The organism is Paenibacillus sp. BC26 (assembly GCF_900116125.1).
In the GTDB taxonomy this organism is placed as follows: domain Bacteria; phylum Bacillota; class Bacilli; order Paenibacillales; family Paenibacillaceae; genus Paenibacillus_Z; species Paenibacillus_Z lignilyticus.
The window spans coordinates 1,192,006-1,208,602 of record NZ_FPAD01000001.1 but is presented as its reverse complement, the minus strand read 5'-3'; the positions used below and the strand labels follow the sequence as shown (position 1 = coordinate 1,208,602).

15 protein-coding genes and 2 tRNA genes are annotated in these 16,597 nt (G+C 51.7%); 6 read left to right on the top strand and 11 right to left on the bottom strand.

The window, feature by feature from the left end; all coding sequences use genetic code 11:
* Window positions 1-5: 5 nt before the first annotated feature.
* From clpP to BM412_RS05010, 3 genes are all read right to left on the bottom strand, one after another.
* Window positions 6-587, bottom strand: a complete 582-nt coding sequence (gene clpP, locus BM412_RS05020; protein WP_091214731.1) for an ATP-dependent Clp endopeptidase proteolytic subunit ClpP — start codon at window positions 585-587, stop codon at window positions 6-8.
* Between the two features lie 244 nt (window positions 588-831).
* The gene (tig, locus tag BM412_RS05015) at window positions 832-2,133 is read right to left on the bottom strand and encodes a trigger factor (protein WP_091214728.1); all 1,302 of its coding nucleotides are present in this window, start codon (window positions 2,131-2,133) and stop codon (window positions 832-834) included.
* A gap of 97 nt (window positions 2,134-2,230) precedes the next feature.
* Window positions 2,231-3,109 carry a hypothetical protein gene (locus tag BM412_RS05010; protein WP_091220193.1) on the bottom strand — a complete coding sequence of 293 codons (879 nt, stop codon included), beginning with the start codon at window positions 3,107-3,109 and terminating at the stop codon, window positions 2,231-2,233.
* Between the two features lie 193 nt (window positions 3,110-3,302).
* Here BM412_RS05010 and BM412_RS05005 point away from each other — a divergent pair.
* The 5 genes from BM412_RS05005 (at window position 3,303) to BM412_RS04985 (ending at window position 7,343) form a co-directional block, all read left to right on the top strand.
* Window positions 3,303-3,376: transfer RNA gene (locus BM412_RS05005), tRNA-Gly, on the top strand.
* A gap of 88 nt (window positions 3,377-3,464) precedes the next feature.
* Window positions 3,465-3,541, top strand: a tRNA-Arg gene (locus BM412_RS05000).
* 602 nt (window positions 3,542-4,143) lie between these two features.
* Window positions 4,144-5,883, top strand: coding sequence for a hypothetical protein (locus tag BM412_RS04995; protein WP_091214726.1), 1,740 nt, complete (start codon window positions 4,144-4,146; stop codon window positions 5,881-5,883).
* Between the two features lie 18 nt (window positions 5,884-5,901).
* Window positions 5,902-6,426 carry a hypothetical protein gene (locus BM412_RS04990; RefSeq protein ID WP_091214723.1) on the top strand — a complete coding sequence of 175 codons (525 nt, stop codon included), beginning with the start codon at window positions 5,902-5,904 and terminating at the stop codon, window positions 6,424-6,426.
* Window positions 6,427-6,464: 38 nt separating this feature from the next.
* Window positions 6,465-7,343 carry an SDR family oxidoreductase gene (locus BM412_RS04985; protein WP_091214720.1) on the top strand — a complete coding sequence of 293 codons (879 nt, stop codon included), beginning with the start codon at window positions 6,465-6,467 and terminating at the stop codon, window positions 7,341-7,343.
* A gap of 78 nt (window positions 7,344-7,421) precedes the next feature.
* Here BM412_RS04985 and BM412_RS04980 read toward each other — a convergent pair whose 3' ends face one another.
* The 3 genes from BM412_RS04980 to BM412_RS04970 form a co-directional block, all read right to left on the bottom strand.
* The gene (locus BM412_RS04980) at window positions 7,422-8,756 is read right to left on the bottom strand and encodes a 5'-deoxyadenosine deaminase (RefSeq protein WP_091214719.1); all 1,335 of its coding nucleotides are present in this window, start codon (window positions 8,754-8,756) and stop codon (window positions 7,422-7,424) included.
* A 100-nt stretch (window positions 8,757-8,856) separates the two neighbouring features.
* The gene (locus tag BM412_RS04975; RefSeq protein ID WP_091214715.1) at window positions 8,857-9,204 is read right to left on the bottom strand and encodes a hypothetical protein; all 348 of its coding nucleotides are present in this window, start codon (window positions 9,202-9,204) and stop codon (window positions 8,857-8,859) included.
* Window positions 9,201-9,575, bottom strand: coding sequence for a hypothetical protein (locus tag BM412_RS04970; protein ID WP_256256122.1), 375 nt, complete (start codon window positions 9,573-9,575; stop codon window positions 9,201-9,203). The genes BM412_RS04975 and BM412_RS04970 overlap by 4 nt, the downstream gene beginning before the upstream one ends.
* 99 nt (window positions 9,576-9,674) lie before the next feature.
* On the opposite strand from BM412_RS04970, the gene asnB reads away from it, so the two are divergent.
* A complete protein-coding gene (gene asnB / locus BM412_RS04965; RefSeq protein WP_091214709.1) occupies window positions 9,675-11,519 on the top strand; it encodes an asparagine synthase (glutamine-hydrolyzing) in 1,845 nt (614 codons plus the stop codon).
* A 160-nt stretch (window positions 11,520-11,679) separates the two neighbouring features.
* Here the strand turns inward: asnB and BM412_RS04960 are convergent, their stop codons facing one another.
* From BM412_RS04960 to BM412_RS04940, 5 genes are all read right to left on the bottom strand, one after another.
* Window positions 11,680-13,107, bottom strand: coding sequence for an S-layer homology domain-containing protein (locus BM412_RS04960; protein ID WP_091214706.1), 1,428 nt, complete (start codon window positions 13,105-13,107; stop codon window positions 11,680-11,682).
* A 27-nt stretch (window positions 13,108-13,134) separates the two neighbouring features.
* Window positions 13,135-13,746 (bottom strand): ATP-binding protein, encoded by a 612-nt coding sequence (locus tag BM412_RS04955; protein ID WP_091214703.1) that lies wholly within the window; start codon window positions 13,744-13,746, stop codon window positions 13,135-13,137.
* A 166-nt stretch (window positions 13,747-13,912) separates the two neighbouring features.
* The gene (locus tag BM412_RS04950) at window positions 13,913-14,557 is read right to left on the bottom strand and encodes an XTP/dITP diphosphatase (RefSeq protein WP_091214701.1); all 645 of its coding nucleotides are present in this window, start codon (window positions 14,555-14,557) and stop codon (window positions 13,913-13,915) included.
* Complete coding sequence (rph, locus tag BM412_RS04945) at window positions 14,554-15,300, bottom strand: ribonuclease PH (protein WP_091214699.1); 747 nt, start codon at window positions 15,298-15,300, stop codon at window positions 14,554-14,556. The genes BM412_RS04950 and rph overlap by 4 nt, the downstream gene beginning before the upstream one ends.
* Before the next feature lie 195 nt (window positions 15,301-15,495).
* Window positions 15,496-16,548, bottom strand: a complete 1,053-nt coding sequence (locus BM412_RS04940; protein ID WP_091214696.1) for a GerMN domain-containing protein — start codon at window positions 16,546-16,548, stop codon at window positions 15,496-15,498.
* Between the last annotated feature and the right edge of the window lie 49 nt (window positions 16,549-16,597).

The following is a 16,597-nucleotide window of genomic DNA, read 5'->3' as shown; positions in this document are numbered from 1 at the left end:
GCGACCTACAGAGATGTTACGACCTTATCGATCAGACCGTAGTTCAACGCCTCTTCAGCACTCATGAAATAGTCACGATCCGTATCACGGTCGATTCTGTCATAAGGCTGACCTGTACGATCCACTAAAATCTGATTGAGCTTCTGTTTGGTCTTCAGAATCCAATCCGCGTGAATCTTAATATCCGAAGCTTGACCACGCACGCCTCCAAGAGGCTGGTGAATCATAACTTCGCTGTTTGGCAGCGCGAAACGCTTGCCTTTGGCTCCTGCCGTAAGCAGAAGTGAACCCATGCTGGCAGCCAAGCCTACGCAGATCGTAGATACGTCCGGCTTGATAAACTGCATCGTATCATAAATACCCATTCCTGCGGTAACTGAACCGCCGGGCGAGTTAATGTACAGATGAATGTCCTTCTCCGGGTCATCGGCTGCAAGGAAAAGCAACTGCGCAATGACGGCATTGGCAACATCGTCGTCGATCGCACTTCCCAGAAAAATAATCCGATCCTTCAATAAGCGGGAGTAGATGTCGTAAGAACGTTCTCCCCGATTCGTTTGCTCAACGACCATAGGCACCAGATTCATGCGATCAACCTTCTTTCGTAATCGACTTTTTGAAGAATTCCACCTAACCGGTGATTAACGGCTAAAGCTTTTTCTTCTAATCCGTTCTTATTTTAACATGTTCCAGTTGTAATGTCATTTTTCTGACTATTACATTATACGATACGGGCAAATACATATGTATGTTTCGGTTTCCTCCGCCTGCCGCGAGGCCGCGATGAGGATAAAATAAGGCACGTAAATACGTGCCTTATCGTTTCATTTCTTATGCAACTACTGGAGCTGTTTTGCTGTTGTCAAGCAAGAACTTGATTGTTTTGCGCAGAACAAGATCCTCTTGGATGTTTTCCAAGTTGCCGTTAGCTGTGAAAATCGAACGAATCTCTTCAACCGAACGGCTGTATTGTTTCGCAAGTTTCTCAAGCTCTTCGTTCAGATCTTCTTCGCTTGTAGTGATGCCTTCGTTCTTCGCGATTTGCTCAAGAACAAGGTTGTTGCGAACGCGTTTGATCGCGTCAGCGTGCATTTGAGTGCGAAGAGCTGCTTCGTCTTGGCCGGAGAACTGGTAGTACAGATCCAAGTTCATGCCTTGTTGGCGAAGACGATTCTCGAAATCGCGAAGCATGAACGAAGTTTCGGAATCAACCATTGCATCCGGAATTTCAACTACTGCCGCTTCAGCTGCTTTCTCAACGACTGCTGTTTCGCGAGCTGCTTCGTTTTCTTTTGCTTTTCTGTCAGCAAGTTTAGTTGCCAGGTCCTGCTTGTACTCTTCGAGCGTATCGAACTCGCTTACGTCTTTCGCGAACTCATCGTCAAGTGCCGGAAGGCTCTTACGTTTGATTTCGTGAAGTTTCACTTTGAATACCGCAGGTTTGCCTGCAAGGTGAGCTGCATGGTATTCCTCAGGGAAAGTGATTTCGATATCCTTGAAATCGCCGGTAGCCATACCAACAACTTGATCTTCAAAGCCCGGGATGAACGCGCCGGAACCAAGCTCAAGGGAATGACGCTCGCTCTTGCCGCCATCGAATGCTACACCGTCAACATAACCGTCAAAGTCGATTACTGCAGTGTCGCCGTTCTCAGCTGCGCCTTCTTCGATCACGTTCAATTCAGCGTGACGTTGTTGCAGACGAGTAAGTTCAGCAGTAATTTCTTCTTCCGTTACTACAGCTTCAGCAGAAGGAATTTCGATGCCTTTGTACTCGCCAAGCTCAACTTCTGGCTTAACGGTTACTTTTGCAACATACTTGAACGTTTGGTCTTTCGCGAATTGCTCAACATCGATGTCAGGACGATCAACCGGGATTACGCCGGTTTCTTTCAGTGCCGCTGCATACGTGTCAGGAAGCAAAATGTCGATTGCATCTTGGTACAAGCTTTCGATTCCGAAACGCTTCTCGAAGATACCCCGTGGTACTTTACCTTTACGGAAACCAGGTACGTTTACTTTCTGAACAACCTTCTTAAATGCCTTGTCAATCGCTTCATTAACTTGTCCTGCCTCAACCTCTACGTTGATGGAGACAAGATTCTTGTCTATTTTTTCCCAAGTTGCTGTCATGTTATGCTTTCCCCTCCAAATTAAATAACGCTTCTGCGTCAGATCTTACCCGTAATAAACCATTCTATTATAATCAACATTTTCATTAATATCAAGACTAGCCGCCATCACCGTCCAATTTTAATTGCGCGATTTGCCGTAACGACCTGCAAGCCTGCTCATAACGGAACCGAAGAGCATCGGTAATCCCGTAAGTTTCCCGCACATCGTCGTCATCTACTCTGCCATAAAGTGACAGTTCAAGCACTTGATGCAGTGCAGCCGAATAGCAATCCACGGTCTCATCGTCGTCCGACAAAAGCCGACTGTAAGCCGTCGTGCCGTACAAGCATTGCAAGCATTCTTTCCACAGCTCTCTTGCAAAATGGGGCATCGATGCTTCCTGTACCTCTGTTACCGATTCTACCCGTTCTACGACCCTTGTAACCACCGGCGGAAATTCATCCATCGAAAGCGGCGTCGCTTCGATCTCGAGATCCACCAGCTCCCCGAGACGATCCAGCCTGATTGCCCCGGTTACGCCGCGCTTCTTCAACGATTGCAGCGCCTTGAATTGAAGTGCCGGATGCAAATCCGTTCGCGTCAGCCATGTGATGATGGTTTCGTCGACACTTGGATGATTGAGATAAGCCGCGCGCTCCAATGCCAAAATTTGCTGATCGGCAACAGGATGATGCTGCATGATATAAAGAACCTGCTGCACGTAAGCTTCGTCGTGCTCGCCTGAACTCAGCGCTTCCCGGCGAAGCGACTCCTCATCGCCGTCCGGCTCAGCGGAGTCCATATGTATGCTGTCGTTCGAGTCTCCATAGCCCGGGAAAGCAACATCCAGCCATGATAATAAATTGGTCCATTCTTCGTAATGACGCTTCTCTTCGCCTTGGCAATTCAGCAAGAAACGAAGCAGTCCTTTAGCTTCTCCATATTGTTCGGATTCAAGCATGCGCGTCAGTTGGTTCTGATATTGATCCAGCATATTCGGAAACAAATATACATTCTCTCTGTTATCACCCTGCGAGGGGCCTGAGGTTGTAATAGAATCACCGCCTTATCAGTCAAACTGCCTGCAGAAATGCGTATTATGTACAGTTAGAGTTCGATTATATCACTCTCTGCTGTTGATTTCCATTTTAGGCTGTGCTATTATTTGTCTACTTTGTTTTTTCCGTGCGGGTGTAGTTCAATGGCAGAACGCCAGCTTCCCAAGCTTGAGGCGAGGGTTCGATTCCCTTCACCCGCTCCATGATTTAACAAATACATAGCATTTTAAATTCTTTTCAAAAAAAGTAGTTGCACTACCGGAACACTCCGTGATATACTCCTTCTTACGTGTCCCAGTAGCTCAGTTGGATAGAGCACACGCCTTCTAAGCGTGTTGTCGGGGGTTCGAATCCCTCCTGGGACGCCATTTTTACCTAGCGTTTCAGACACTTATACTAAAGACAGCCTCCTGTTGGATGGTGCTTAGGCACTTTCCCGGGAGGCTTTTTTGTTTTCTATTCCTCTCCCGACAACTCGACAACTTCATTAATTGAGAATCAAGTTTTCGAGCAGGAGTGCCTCAGTTTCCCCAAATAATCATGTTGCCATTAACGCAACATGATTGGGGTTTCTCTACGTTGACGGCCGAAATGTTGCTTGTTAAGCAAAATCCCATCCTAATCAACGTAACTAAAGGCTCATATCAATGAAAATGATGCATGCTAGGCAACAAATTGTGAAGTAACGCCGCTGAGACGGTTAATAAGTTGCAATTTGAGCAGCATTTCTGTGGCCCATGAACAGAGTTGAATTCATAACGAAGCCAAGATCGCTATTCCGGCAAAAAGGCTTAATGGACTTATCGAACAACAGCATCTCCGCAAGGCAATCCCATTATGGAGTCTTCCTTCCAGCCACAAATTTTAGTTCATTGCACACTGCAATAATTCCCATGATTTCTCTGAAAATGTGGTACTATTAGTCTATCATTCTAGCGAATAATGACTATCAATGTCGGAGGCTGTCGAAATGAGCTCATTTGCCGATTCAAATCGCCATACGCGTAAACCCGCTTCGCCCATTCAGCGTGAAAGTGCCGAACAGAGCACCCGTACAGCAGCCTCGTCGGCTAACAGTCGAGAAAGCGATTCGGAACCCGGAAAGCTGCTCCAGATGCAGCGCGCTTCCGGCAATCAGGCTGTGCTGCAGATGATGCAGTCAAGCAAAGGTACGATCATGCGTCAGACCGGTGCGGCTCGGATGGGAAGACCTGACCGTGTAAACAGTCCGGCTTCATCTACAGTCCGAGCGACGCCGGCAGCTGCTCAAGCACCGGTAGCGGCGGAGCAGCAAGCGCAAGAAGCGGCCGCCGCTCCGGTGACGGCTCCGACCGTTACCGCAAGCGCACCGGCGGCTCCCGCAGCCCCTGCCGCGCCTTCAGCTCCGGCCGCCGCCGCTGCGCCGGCAGCGTTCACCCCACCGCCGATCCCCGCCAATTTGAGGGGCAAGGCAGGGTACAGCGAAGTCTACGGCTGGCTGAAAGAACAAGCCACTAAAGAGAAGAAAACCACGCTCTTCGCTTACTTCGACGCCTTGACACCGGAACAGAAAATGTCGGCGATACGCGCAATGAACGGCGGCACCAAACGATTCGTCGATCTGGATAACGTCAAGAAAACGATGGTGAAAGGCCTCATTAGTAAATCGGTCGATTGGGATAAGTTCTCGGTTATCTCTCGGGATGCCAGCAAAGCCGATACCAAAAACTACAATGCGGATACGGACAAAGACTATCTCGGTTACGCTGCAATCGGCACTTCCGCTTCGACGGGCGGCGCCGGCGGTTCGGCTACCATCAGCGCCGGATTAGGGGCAAAGGATGCCCTGCCTGTTGCCGAAGGCATCGGACCTGCCGCCGGAGCGCTTAGCGGACTCGCCTCGATCTCGCAGATCTACAATGCCACCGACAACTATGACGAATCGCTGAGCAACACCGGCAAAGCGCAGCAAATCGTGGGAGAAGGCGGCGCCGGCGCGGCCGATCTGGCCCGTTTCAGCGCAGGGACGGTGAACAGCGTTCGTACCGTTGCGGACATGGGGCTCAACGCCGGCGCGACTGTCGCTGCCGGAGCTGCCGGTATTATCGGCGGCGCGGCCTATATGGTCAGCGGCGTAGCCGGCTACCGCGAGAACAAGAAGAACGCCAAGAACCTGCATGAGATGGAAGACAAAATGAAACAAGCCAGCGATACCCGTGCCGCCGATCTCGGGCATGCCGCTAACCTGGGCGGTTCGACGCAGGAAATGAACAAAGACAAGAACAAAGCAACAGCCGTCAAAGGAGCGCTCATGGTCGCAGGCGGCGCTGCCCTCCTAATCGCCGCCGCTTCCCCTGCCGGCCCAATCCTCATTGCGCTTGCTGCGATTCTCGGCGGTGTCGCCGCGATCGTCAAATTTTATAAGAAATATAAACGGAAAGAATCGTTCGTCGATCGTGTCCTTAAAGTCGACGAAGCGATGAAGAAGCCGGAGAACGAGAAAATCGGCAAAGATACAGTCAGGCAGCAGCTCATTGAAGAGAAGGGCTTTAACAGCGTAAGTCAGTGTTATGCCCAGATCGTCACGGATCTGGCAGGCATGCTGTTTGAGTCCGGGGTACGCGGCGACGATGCGGACAGCAGATCGATTATCGAGAGCATCGGACTTCGCGTTGACAGCGCCAAGCAGAAACCGACGAAAGAAATGATTGCGAAGAAACTGCACAACTAGCGAAGGAGACTGACCCGAATGTCCTTGCAAGAAGACGTGATCAGTATCGATTACTTGAAGCGAACGCTTCGTTTCTACGAAAATATTGATATCGCATCCCAGCTGATGGGACCAACCGATGATGCGCCATACACCTCTCTCATCATCCGTTTTACCGAAATCGGCGAACGGGAAGCAACCATCGATTTGGAGATGAGCTTCCTGCCGGGCTTGCAGGAGCTGAACCAGGAAGGCGTGTATCTCTTCCAATCGTTCGCCGTGCTGGCTCCTCAAACTTCGAAGGAACATGAGGCCCAGCTGCTGAAGGCGATCAGCATCCTCAACATCCAGCTGCCGCTCGGCACATTCGGCGTCTTCCCTGATGGCGGGGCCTTGTATTTGAAGCAAACGGCCATGTTATCCCGCGAAGGGCTGGTCAGCGGTAATGCGGTTAAACTGTTGGATCAGCAGAACGGCGTTCTGCTGCATCAGCTGCATCAATTCACCGATTACCTGCTGGATGTCTCCGCGGGCAAACGGAATGCCGAATCAACCGTGCTGTAATGACGCAAACTACTCCTTGGAAAGGAGTGGTTAACAAGATGACATCCAACCAGCAAGCACCGCAAAGACCGACCTCATTCCCGCCGCAGCATCAGAATCGACAGCCCGGCCTTGAAAGCGAGATGACCCCTCGCCCGCAGTTTGAAGCACCGGCCTATAAGGCGGCAGGCAAGCTCTCGGGCAAAGTTGCCGTCATTACCGGAGGAGACAGCGGTATCGGCCGAGCAGTCGCACTGATGTATGCCAAAGAAGGCGCAGATGTTGCGATCGTCTATTTAGAAGAAGATGGCGATGCGAATGAGATACGAGGATTGATCGAAGGATTAGGCCGAAAATGCTTGACCATCGCAGGCGATATAGGGGATCCCGAGTTTTGCAAGAAGGTCATCTATGATACGACCTCACAATTGGGAAGTCTTGCTATTGTCGTGAACAACGCGGCAGAACAGCATCCGAAGGATTCGCTGGAGCTCATTACGCCGCAACAGCTTGAACGAACGTTCAAAACCAACGTATTCGGCATGTTCTATCTGACTCAAGCCGCTTTGCCGCATCTATCCAAAGGCGCGACCATCATTAACACGACATCGATAACGGCCTATCATGGCAGTGCGAATTTGCTCGATTACTCCTCCACCAAAGGAGCTCAGGTAGCTTTCACCCGCTCCCTCGCGATGAATCTTGCCGCTCAAGGCATTCGCGTTAACGCCGTCGCTCCGGGGCCGATATGGACGCCGCTCATCCCATCGACGTTCGACGAGAAGACCGTAGCCAAATTCGGCTCCGACACACCTATGAAACGTGCGGGACAACCCGAAGAACTCGCACCTGCGTACGTCTATCTCGCTTGCGAGGACTCCTCCTACATGAGTGGACAAGTCCTCCATGTGAATGGCGGGGAGATTGTGAACGGATAATCAGCAGCCATGCAAACAAAGGCCGACCGCCAAGTTAGCTCAAGTCGAGTTAACGCAGCGGCCGGCCTTTTCTCTATCTCAGATTCGTTTTAACAATCGCGCTATCGATCGGTCCGCCTCACGGAGTACCGTTCGTTTATCAACGGTTCTTACTTTCCCTCGTTCCACGACCATCTTGCCGTCGACCCACACATCGGACACATTGCTTCTTGATGCCGCATAGACGACGCGTGAATATGGATCCGCATCATAGGACGGAAAGGTATGAAAATCATTCAAATCCAGCAGAACGAGATCTGCTTTCTTGCCCGGTTCAATACTGCCGATCAGATGATCCAGTCCAAGTGCCTCGGCCCCGCCGATCGTTGCCATACGCAGCACCGTTCGCGCATTCATCGACTCCGGACCACATCGCACTTTATGCAGCAGTGCCGTTAAACGCATCTCCCGAAACATATCCAGCGTATTGTTGCAAGGCGCGCCATCCGCACCGATTCCCATCCCAATCCCCTGCTCCAACAGCTCGGGAACTAATGCAATGCCGGATGACAGCTTCAGATTGGATCCCGGACAATGGGTCATTTTCGTTCCCGTTCGCCTGAGAATATCCTTTTCTTCATCATCCAGCCAAATGCAATGTGCGAGGACAAGCCGCGGCGAAGTCAGCCCGATATGATCCAAATATACGATGTTGCGCATGCCGCGCTGGCGCATAACCAGATCGATTTCCTCGCGATTCTCAGCCGCATGCGTGTGGACGAGCACCTGATAGTGGAACGATAAATCCCGCACCTCTTTGAGCAGCTCTTCCGAACAGGAAACGACGAAACGCGGACAGTAGGCGTAACCGATTCGGCCATTGTCATAGCCATGCCATTTCTCGAGCAACGCCGTGCTTTCTTCAACCGAACGTTTCGTATCTTCCTGCAAACCAACCGGCACATCGCCGCCCGCATCCATCATCACTTTGCCCGAGATCGCTCGGATCCCGCTGCTTGCGATGGCTTGGAAGGCAAAATCCGTATGGCTCACCGTCTCCATATCCAGAATTGTCGTTGTTCCGCTGCGCAATAATTCTCCGATGCCAAGCATCGCGGAGTAATAAACCGATTCCTCATCATGCGCCGCTTCCAGCGGCCAAACCCGGGTCCGCAGCCAATCCATAAGGGCCATATCGTCCGCGCGGCCACGAAATAACGTCTGACACAAATGGATATGCGTTTGCACGAAACCGGGCAGCAGCAGCCTTCCTTTGGCTTCAACGACCGTCGTCGCGGCGGCATCATAACCGCTCGTAATCTGGCCGCCAACAGAGACAATGCGATCATCCTTGAACAGTACATCGCCTACTGCAATTTCGTCCTGTTTATTCATGGTGACAATCGTTGCATTTCGTACCAAGGTTGTTCCCATAGGCTGCCTCGCCTCCCTCACTTGGACTACGTGGTATGGTTTGTCAGTTATGCTTACATTGTACCATGAGGAAATGTGAAAGAGGCAGCATTTTACAGCATTAGGACCAATCCATTAATCGGCCGATCTCCGCCCGAATCCCCGGGAACGACAGCACCTGTTCCTTGAACGACTCCCGCTCCCCCCAATCGGTCTTCATCGTCGGCGTATCGAATAATTCATCGGTGACGTTAGTAAAAGCATGATGCATATTGTTGTCGTACCAATCGATTTCCGTCTTGGCATCATTCTTGACGACCGCAATCATATCGTAATCATTGTCCCGCGAAGCGCCAAAATAAGCGAGCAATTCAGGCGTGCCCGCGTCATTGGTATGAACTTCGATTTCACAGCTGGGAACTCCCTCGCGCTTCACCGCGCGTCTGACGCGTGCATCCGTCACGATCATCTCAAACTCCCCTCTGGAAACAATCCCATCGTGGCAATATGATTCTTCGTCTCTGTTGTGCCCAGCTCGTACAATAGCCGATAGACATCTAGAAGAATCGCATCTACGCCTGCATTCATCTGCTTATCGCTTGCCGAACTAAACGGCGTTGTGGCATATTGGCTCGCTTGCAATTCATCCATCGACGCATATTCCTCAAACAACTCTTGCAAACGGTTTAATTCTTCTTCATTTGCGGTAATCGCAAACTCAAACGAAGTCGCTTCTGGATCCTCTAAGATTGAGCCTGCCTGTACGGACACATAATAGGGTTTACGTGCGTAAAATGACTCATCGTGATCATTGACCATATCGAAAACACCCTCCTTCATTGCTCTAGCATCCCCCCACGGACAGACATTTTATCCATATTTTTCGCATAACCATCATAGTATCGCTGTTTGAAGCTCTAAGAGAAAGGAATGAGCACCATGTGTGGATTCACGGGCTGGATCGACTGGACCGATGACCTGACAAAACAATCCATCACTCTCGAGAAAATGACCGGAACGCTGGCAAACCGCGGCCCGGATGCATCGGGTACCTGGATCTCGCCGCATTGTGCGCTAGGCCATCGGAGACTCTCCGTTATCGATCCTGCGAACGGTGCACAACCAATGGTACGTACGTCTGATGACGATACGTATGTCCTTGTTTATAACGGGGAGCTGTATAACGCACCCGAATTAAAGCGTGAGCTCGAAAGTCGAGGCAGACGGTTTACAACGACCTGCGACACGGAAGTATTGCTCGTGGCCTACATGGAATGGGGTCCTTCCTGCGTGGAGAAGTTTAACGGTATCTTTGCTTTTGCCCTATGGGATTCCAAGGAACAGCAGCTGTTCATCGCCAGAGACAGACTCGGCGTTAAACCGTTCTTCTATGCGAAACAGCTGGGGCGCTTCGTATTCGGCTCCGAGCCGAAGGCGCTGCTTGCGCATCCCGCCGTCAAACCGGAGATTGGCCCTGAAGGGTTAGCCGAGATCTTTATCGTCGGACCTGCACGTACGCCGGGGGTCGGCGTCTACCGGGATATCGGCGAGCTGCTGCCGGGACACTGTGCCATCTATAACCGTTCCGGCTTAAGCGTCCGTACTTATTGGAAACTAGAAAGTAAGCCCCACGCCGAAACCGTGCAGGAGACGGCCAAAACAGTAGGCGATCTGCTGAAAGATACGGTAGAGCGTCAGCTCGTATCCGATGTTCCGCTATGTACGCTGCTCTCAGGCGGCTTGGACTCCAGTGCGCTCACTTCACTTGCGGTGAATTACTACAATGAAACGGGGCAAGGCGTCGTCCATACGTTCTCCGTCGATTATGTAGATAACGATAAACACTTCAAAGCCCATGCGTTCCAGCCTAATGCGGATGCGCCTTGGATCGAACGAATGACCACTCATCTGGGCACGATCCATCATTCGATGGTATTCGATACGCCTGATCTTGTTGCTTCGCTGCGTGAAGCCATGCAAGCCCGTGATATGCCGGGGATGGCGGATGTGGATTCGTCCCTGCTGCTCTTCTGCCGCGAAATCAAGAAGGAAGCAACCGTGGCGATTTCCGGAGAGGCTGCGGATGAAATCTTCGGCGGTTATCCATGGTTCCACCGCGAGGAAGCGCTGAATGCAGGTACATTCCCTTGGTCGCTTGCAGCAGGCATGAGAGCGGATCTGCTCTCGCAGGACGTTGCCGCATGGATTCGGCCGCTTGATTATCTCGGGGATCGGTATTCGGATGCGATTGCTGAGGTGCCGCACCTGGCCGGCGAAGACGCAGCAGCTCGCAAAATGCGTCAAATGTCGTATCTGAACATTACGCGATTCATGCCGACTCTGCTCGACCGCAAAGACCGGATGAGTATGGCGGTTGGCCTTGAAGTACGCGTCCCTTATTGCGATCACAGACTCGTGGAGTATGTATACAACATTCCATGGGCGGTCAAAACAGCCGGTGACCGGGAGAAAGGAATCCTCCGTATGGCACTGGAAGGCGTGCTGCCACATGATGTGCTCTATCGGAAGAAAAGCCCTTATCCGAAAACGCACAACCCGAACTACCTCAACGCGGTGCGCAAGCAGGTTCTGGAGATCATCCATGAAGGCACCTCCCCGCTGCTGCAGCTTATCAATGTGAAGAAGATTCGCGAGCTCGCAGAATCCGAAGCAGCAAGCAGCAACTTGCCTTGGTTCGGTCAATTGATGTCCGGGCCGCAGCTGTTCGCATATCTGTTGCAGGTTGATATGTGGCTGAGGGAGTACAAGGTGGTAATACGCTGATTTACCGATCCGCTTGCTAAGAGGCTGTCTCCAAAGTGTGTAAGCAACCACACTTTACGAGGCGGCCTTTTCGTTGTGCACTGCATATAGCCGCGCTTCCGACGACACAAAAAGACCGTCCCCCTGCCGTAATGAGGCAATGGAAACGGTCCACTTTCGGTTAGGTCTTCATAAATGCCAGATACGCGCGCCTGATTAGGATGATCGACTGCTCTCTTGTTGTTTTGCCAAGCGGATCGATGCGCCCGCCGCCTACGCCGCCCATGACGCCTGCATTAGCTGCGAAGTGAACCGAGTTTTTGGCCCAGGCCGCAATTTTCGCCTCATCCGCGAATGTCGTTTTAACACTCGTATCGTACTTGCCGGCTGGTTTAGCCGCTTTAATCGCCCGGAGGAGCATCACGCACATTTCCTGCCTCGTAATCGTCGCATGCGGCGAGAACTCCGTTAACGTCGAACCAAATACAATGCCCAGTTTATTCGCCTTCAGCACATCCGCATTCACGGTATCGGTGAATGGATTCGAGCTGATCGGACCCGTCATTTTCCCGCTTAAAGCTTCGTACAGCTTCACGGCAATACTTGCGAATTCCTCACGCGTAATCGAATCCTTGTATCGGCCTAATACCGCGTTCGTTGTTAAATTAAGCTTAATCGCATCTTTCACGTCATGCTTCGCCCACTCGCTCGCACCTGCCGCGAGCTGCTCCAGCATCGCTTCCGTAGGCTCTGCCGGCGGCTGCGTTGCCGGGGGAGGATTCGCCGGCTCCTGTTTGGTGCCGCCGCCTCCGGTAAGATCCGGGAGCTTAATCGGGCCTTGGATTTTATCATTACCGATTTCGATAATCAGTAAGACTTTTTTGGTTTTCACGATAAGACTCTTCTCGCCGGTCTTCAAGAAATCAGGCAGCTTGAATTGATCGATCACCGGCAGGACGGAATAGACATACACCGTATCCGAACTCGTCTCTTTATCCAAATACGTTAAATTGCCGGTGTGCTCCATCGTGTCGCGAACATAGAAGATTTTCTCCTTGCCTTTTCCTCCGACGCGTTTGATTTGATAGTACGACTCCATGTTGGTATTGTCCGACCAAGACAAGGTAACCGAACCATTCGCATGGGAAGTCGCTGTGAGATCCGTTATCCCGCCCGCCTGTCTAATCTTAAATGGGCCTAATATGGTTCGGTTGTAACTATTCGAGCCGATTAGCGGGGAGTATAACGTCTCCAACATGATTTGCGCCGAGGTAAGCGTTGGATCCTCGGGCAAGCTGAAGGAGCCGTATGTGCCAAAGCCCGGGTCATTCACTTTCAGATCCAGAACGGGTTTCCAATTCAGCCCGTTGTCCGCCGAATAAGAAATTTTGGCATATTCCAGACTGGTTCCAAGCGCCCGGTCATCGCCGAAACTAAAGTCAATCGTGTCTCCGGCGAGTAAATAGGGTAAACCGTACGTATCGAGTTCAAACGCAAGCACTCTCACAGTCGCATGTGCCCGAGAAGGAGGAATGACAACCAACACAAGCATCATAGACAACATCATGAAAGCAAGCCGCTTGCCAAAAGAATGCCGAAAAGCCACCACACCAACCACTCCTCATCCTACTTCATGCTAGTTGTCGTTTGACACATAGCTGTCTTTTAAGATGTATATGAACGGTCCAATGATCTGATTAACATTGCCTCCGAAGCCGTAGACCATGATGCCGTCGCTGCCTTGCAAATCAATATCCACTTCCGTAACCTCGTCCTTTGCAAGATGAATATCTTCCGTCAACTGCTGCTTCTTGCTGTTATACACTCTGACGGTCAGATCATCTTTACCTACCAGCATCAGATGCAGTTTATTGTACATCGAACCAAAATCCATCTTCACGTTAAAGCTCGGACTATCCGTCAAACGCCGGCGCGTTTTCCGTGAATTCGGTTGGATCAGCCGATGCAGGCAGAGACAGAATTCACCGGGGTTTCGCGGCATCGTGCGGCAGTCCATCAGAACGAACCTGGCATCGGCTCGCTCGGCAAGCCGGCGATATTCAGCGAGAAGGAAGCTTTTGCCCGCGCCGCCTGTTCCGTGAACATTCAATATGCGTCCTTTCGGCGACCTCTCCTTCAATCTTTTCCGAAATAATCGGATCTCGTGCTTTCTGCCTACAAAATAATGACGTTCCAGCTGTTCAATACTTCGGGATACAGCCGGTGGCAGCTCTTCTTGCATGGACATAACCGATCACCTCTTAACCGCGAATAAGGTTTCCGCACACGCCTCTGAAGTTTAATCATTAATTCTGTAAGGAAGGATCATTTACCTCTTAGCGGAAAACAGCCTATAAAAAAAGAGTCCGCAAATTTGCGAACTCCTTACACGTAGCTGCTATGGCGTTCTGCCGCTACTCGCTTACCGCAATCTTCTCCAGCAGTTCAACGAGGGCTGTGCCGCGGTGGCTGATCGCCTGCTTCTCTTCCGTCGTCAGCTCCGCCATGCTTCTGTCTTGCGATTTCAAATAAAACAACGGATCATACCCAAAGCCGCCGTTTCCTCTGGGACGGTCCATAATATATCCGTTAACCACGCCTTCACTTTCAATAAAAGCTTCTGTGGCCGGATCATATAATGCCAACGTGCAAATGAAATTCGCTTCGCTTAGCAGCTTCGTGCCATCCGCGAGCTGCTCCCGTTCGGAGTCTGCCGGGGTTAGGCGAGCCAGCTCCTGCAGCAGCTTCTCATTATTGCGTGCATCTGTCGCACCTTCGCCCGAATATCGCGCGGAGTACACGCCGGGCTCGCCGCCGAGGCGCGCGACTTGAAGACCGGAATCGTCGGCAAGCACAGGCAGTCCCAGCGCCTTGGCAACTGTCTTCGCTTTCTTGCGGGCATTCTCCGCAAACGTCGTTCCGTCTTCCACCACATCCGGCAGATTGGGGTAATCGAACATGCTGACGACCTGCATGCCGAGCTTGCCGAAGGCATGCGCAAACTCGCGCACCTTGCCGGCATTTTTGGTCGCTACAACTACCGTGTCGCCCTGCTTCATGCCTTAGCATTCCCGATACGGCTGCCCATTGCACCCAGCGCATCGCGCTGCTTGGCAATCAGGCTGGCAATACCTTCTTCTGCGCTGGCCAGAAGCTCGTTGAACTCTTCACGCGAGAAAGGCGACTCCTCGCCGGTTCCTTGCACCTCTACGAACTTACCCGCTCCGGTCATGACCACATTCATATCAACCTTCGCTTTGGAATCCTCATCGTAATTCAGGTCAAGCAGCGTACGCTCGCCAATCACGCCTACGCTAACCGAAGCAAGAAAATCCGTCAGCGGGTATTTGGCGAACTCATTGTTGCTGTTTATCTTATGTACGGCCAGCGCCAGAGCTACGAACGCCCCTGTGATCGATGTCGTGCGTGTGCCGCCGTCTGCTTGAAGCACGTCGCAATCCAGCGTAATCGTCCGCTCGCCAAGCGCTTGTAAATCCACAACCGAACGCAGTGCGCGGCCGATCAAGCGCTGAATTTCCATCGTGCGGCCCGTCAGCTTTCCTCTTGCCGATTCCCGTTGATTCCGCACTTGGGTGGCACGCGGGAGCATGGAATATTCCGCGTTGATCCAGCCTTTGCCTTGTCCTTTCATGAAAGGCGGAACGCGCTCTTCGATAGAAGCCGTGCAGAGCACTTTCGTATCGCCGAATTCAATCAGCACGGAGCCTTCCGCATATTTATTAGGATTCATCGTAATTGTAACCGGCCGCAGCTCGTTTGCCTGACGTCCATCTATTCTCATTATGTGTAGCCTCCATCTTTCTGCAGCAATTTCATGTGCCATATCTTGGCGCAAGCGCAATCTAACCTATTTTACCAAACTGGCGCTCGAAAAGCACCCGTCCCCTGAAACAGGGCAAACGGTGGCGCAACAAAAGAAGACCTGCCGCGCGCGCCATTCGCGCATCGCGGCAGGTCTTCTTTTCAAGAGGCTTGATTAGGATTTAAATGCGTTCACATGCTCAGGTCGGCTGACCGGCTCGCTGTAAGACTGGTTGTTCGTATCCACGAAGTCTGTTTTGCCATTGAGCTTGATTTGAACCTTGCTCATTCCCGTGTTCTCGGTCAGAGCGAGTACGACTGCCTGCAGCATTTCGGCCGGTTCCTGCTGACCTTGCTGGTAGCTGTCATCTTGCAGCTCGACGGTCACAACGTCATTCTTCTTCGTGACATTCTTGACCAGTACATCAGGCGTCATTACGGCTTTAAGCGGCAGATCGTTTAGCGGTCCGCTAATCAGCTGCTCGATCGCTGTTTTCGCTTTGTTGTTCGAGCGCGTCACGAGTCTTGTCACCGGTACATAGTATTGTACGTTATCCGGTGTAACAGCGGAGAAGTAGATCGTAACCGGCGTCGATTGGCTGTAATCCACATTATCCGCTGCTTCAAGGTTAATGCCGACCGCACGCGTCAGCTGATCGTCGATTGGCAATCCATCCTGCGGCATTTCGCTCAGCTTCTGCCCTTCAAGATCGATTTCGACGTTTTGCACGCCTTCAAGGCTTGTCAGCGTCCATGTTATGGCTTCAACGATTTTACGCTCGTCCGATACATTGTAGTCGGCGAATGATTTCGTGAAGTCAACAACGGCAAGCTTCTGATCCGGAACGATGTTCAGCCCCTTCACCGTTGTCCCTTTTGGCAGCACCGCTTCGAAGCCATCCGGAATTTCACTTTCGTAAGCGCCGCCTTCCACCATCATCTCAAGCGCCTTCTGTCCCAGCTTCTCGTCCGGTCCGAGCGTTGCCATTACCGTGACCGGTGCCAGCAAGCCGTTGCGGTCCTTCAGATACAGCGTCATCTGCGATTGATCGCCCTCGGTTACAGTTTGTCCTGCATTAAGGTCGGCGTCTACGTTTTGCGTACTGTTTTGCGGTGGATCGATCGATTCACTGGCAGGCTGAGAGAATAATCCGCAGCCGGTCGTCAAAATGGGCAAAGCAAGCACTCCGGCGAGCGCAGCCCGGCGCAACAGTCGATTGTAAGTCATTGTTCATTTTCCTCCCCATTTGAATAGTTCGTTTGCTTTGGTACAAGTT

Bases quoted from the DNA above. Each gene is read 5' to 3' on its own strand.
- clpP (WP_091214731.1), bottom strand. From the start codon at position 587: ATGAATCTGGTGCCTATGGTCGTTGAGCAAACGAATCGGGGAGAACGT.
- tig (WP_091214728.1), bottom strand. From the start codon at position 2,133: ATGACAGCAACTTGGGAAAAAATAGACAAGAATCTTGTCTCCATCAAC.
- BM412_RS05010 (WP_091220193.1), bottom strand. From the start codon at position 3,109: ATGCTGGATCAATATCAGAACCAACTGACGCGCATGCTTGAATCCGAA.
- BM412_RS04995 (WP_091214726.1), top strand. From the start codon at position 4,144: ATGAGCTCATTTGCCGATTCAAATCGCCATACGCGTAAACCCGCTTCG.
- BM412_RS04990 (WP_091214723.1), top strand. From the start codon at position 5,902: ATGTCCTTGCAAGAAGACGTGATCAGTATCGATTACTTGAAGCGAACG.
- BM412_RS04985 (WP_091214720.1), top strand. From the start codon at position 6,465: ATGACATCCAACCAGCAAGCACCGCAAAGACCGACCTCATTCCCGCCG.
- BM412_RS04980 (WP_091214719.1), bottom strand. From the start codon at position 8,756: ATGGGAACAACCTTGGTACGAAATGCAACGATTGTCACCATGAATAAA.
- BM412_RS04975 (WP_091214715.1), bottom strand. From the start codon at position 9,204: ATGATCGTGACGGATGCACGCGTCAGACGCGCGGTGAAGCGCGAGGGA.
- BM412_RS04970 (WP_256256122.1), bottom strand. From the start codon at position 9,575: ATGAAGGAGGGTGTTTTCGATATGGTCAATGATCACGATGAGTCATTT.
- asnB (WP_091214709.1), top strand. From the start codon at position 9,675: ATGTGTGGATTCACGGGCTGGATCGACTGGACCGATGACCTGACAAAA.
- BM412_RS04955 (WP_091214703.1), bottom strand. From the start codon at position 13,746: ATGTCCATGCAAGAAGAGCTGCCACCGGCTGTATCCCGAAGTATTGAA.
- BM412_RS04950 (WP_091214701.1), bottom strand. From the start codon at position 14,557: ATGAAGCAGGGCGACACGGTAGTTGTAGCGACCAAAAATGCCGGCAAG.
- rph (WP_091214699.1), bottom strand. From the start codon at position 15,300: ATGAGAATAGATGGACGTCAGGCAAACGAGCTGCGGCCGGTTACAATT.
- BM412_RS04940 (WP_091214696.1), bottom strand. From the start codon at position 16,548: ATGACTTACAATCGACTGTTGCGCCGGGCTGCGCTCGCCGGAGTGCTT.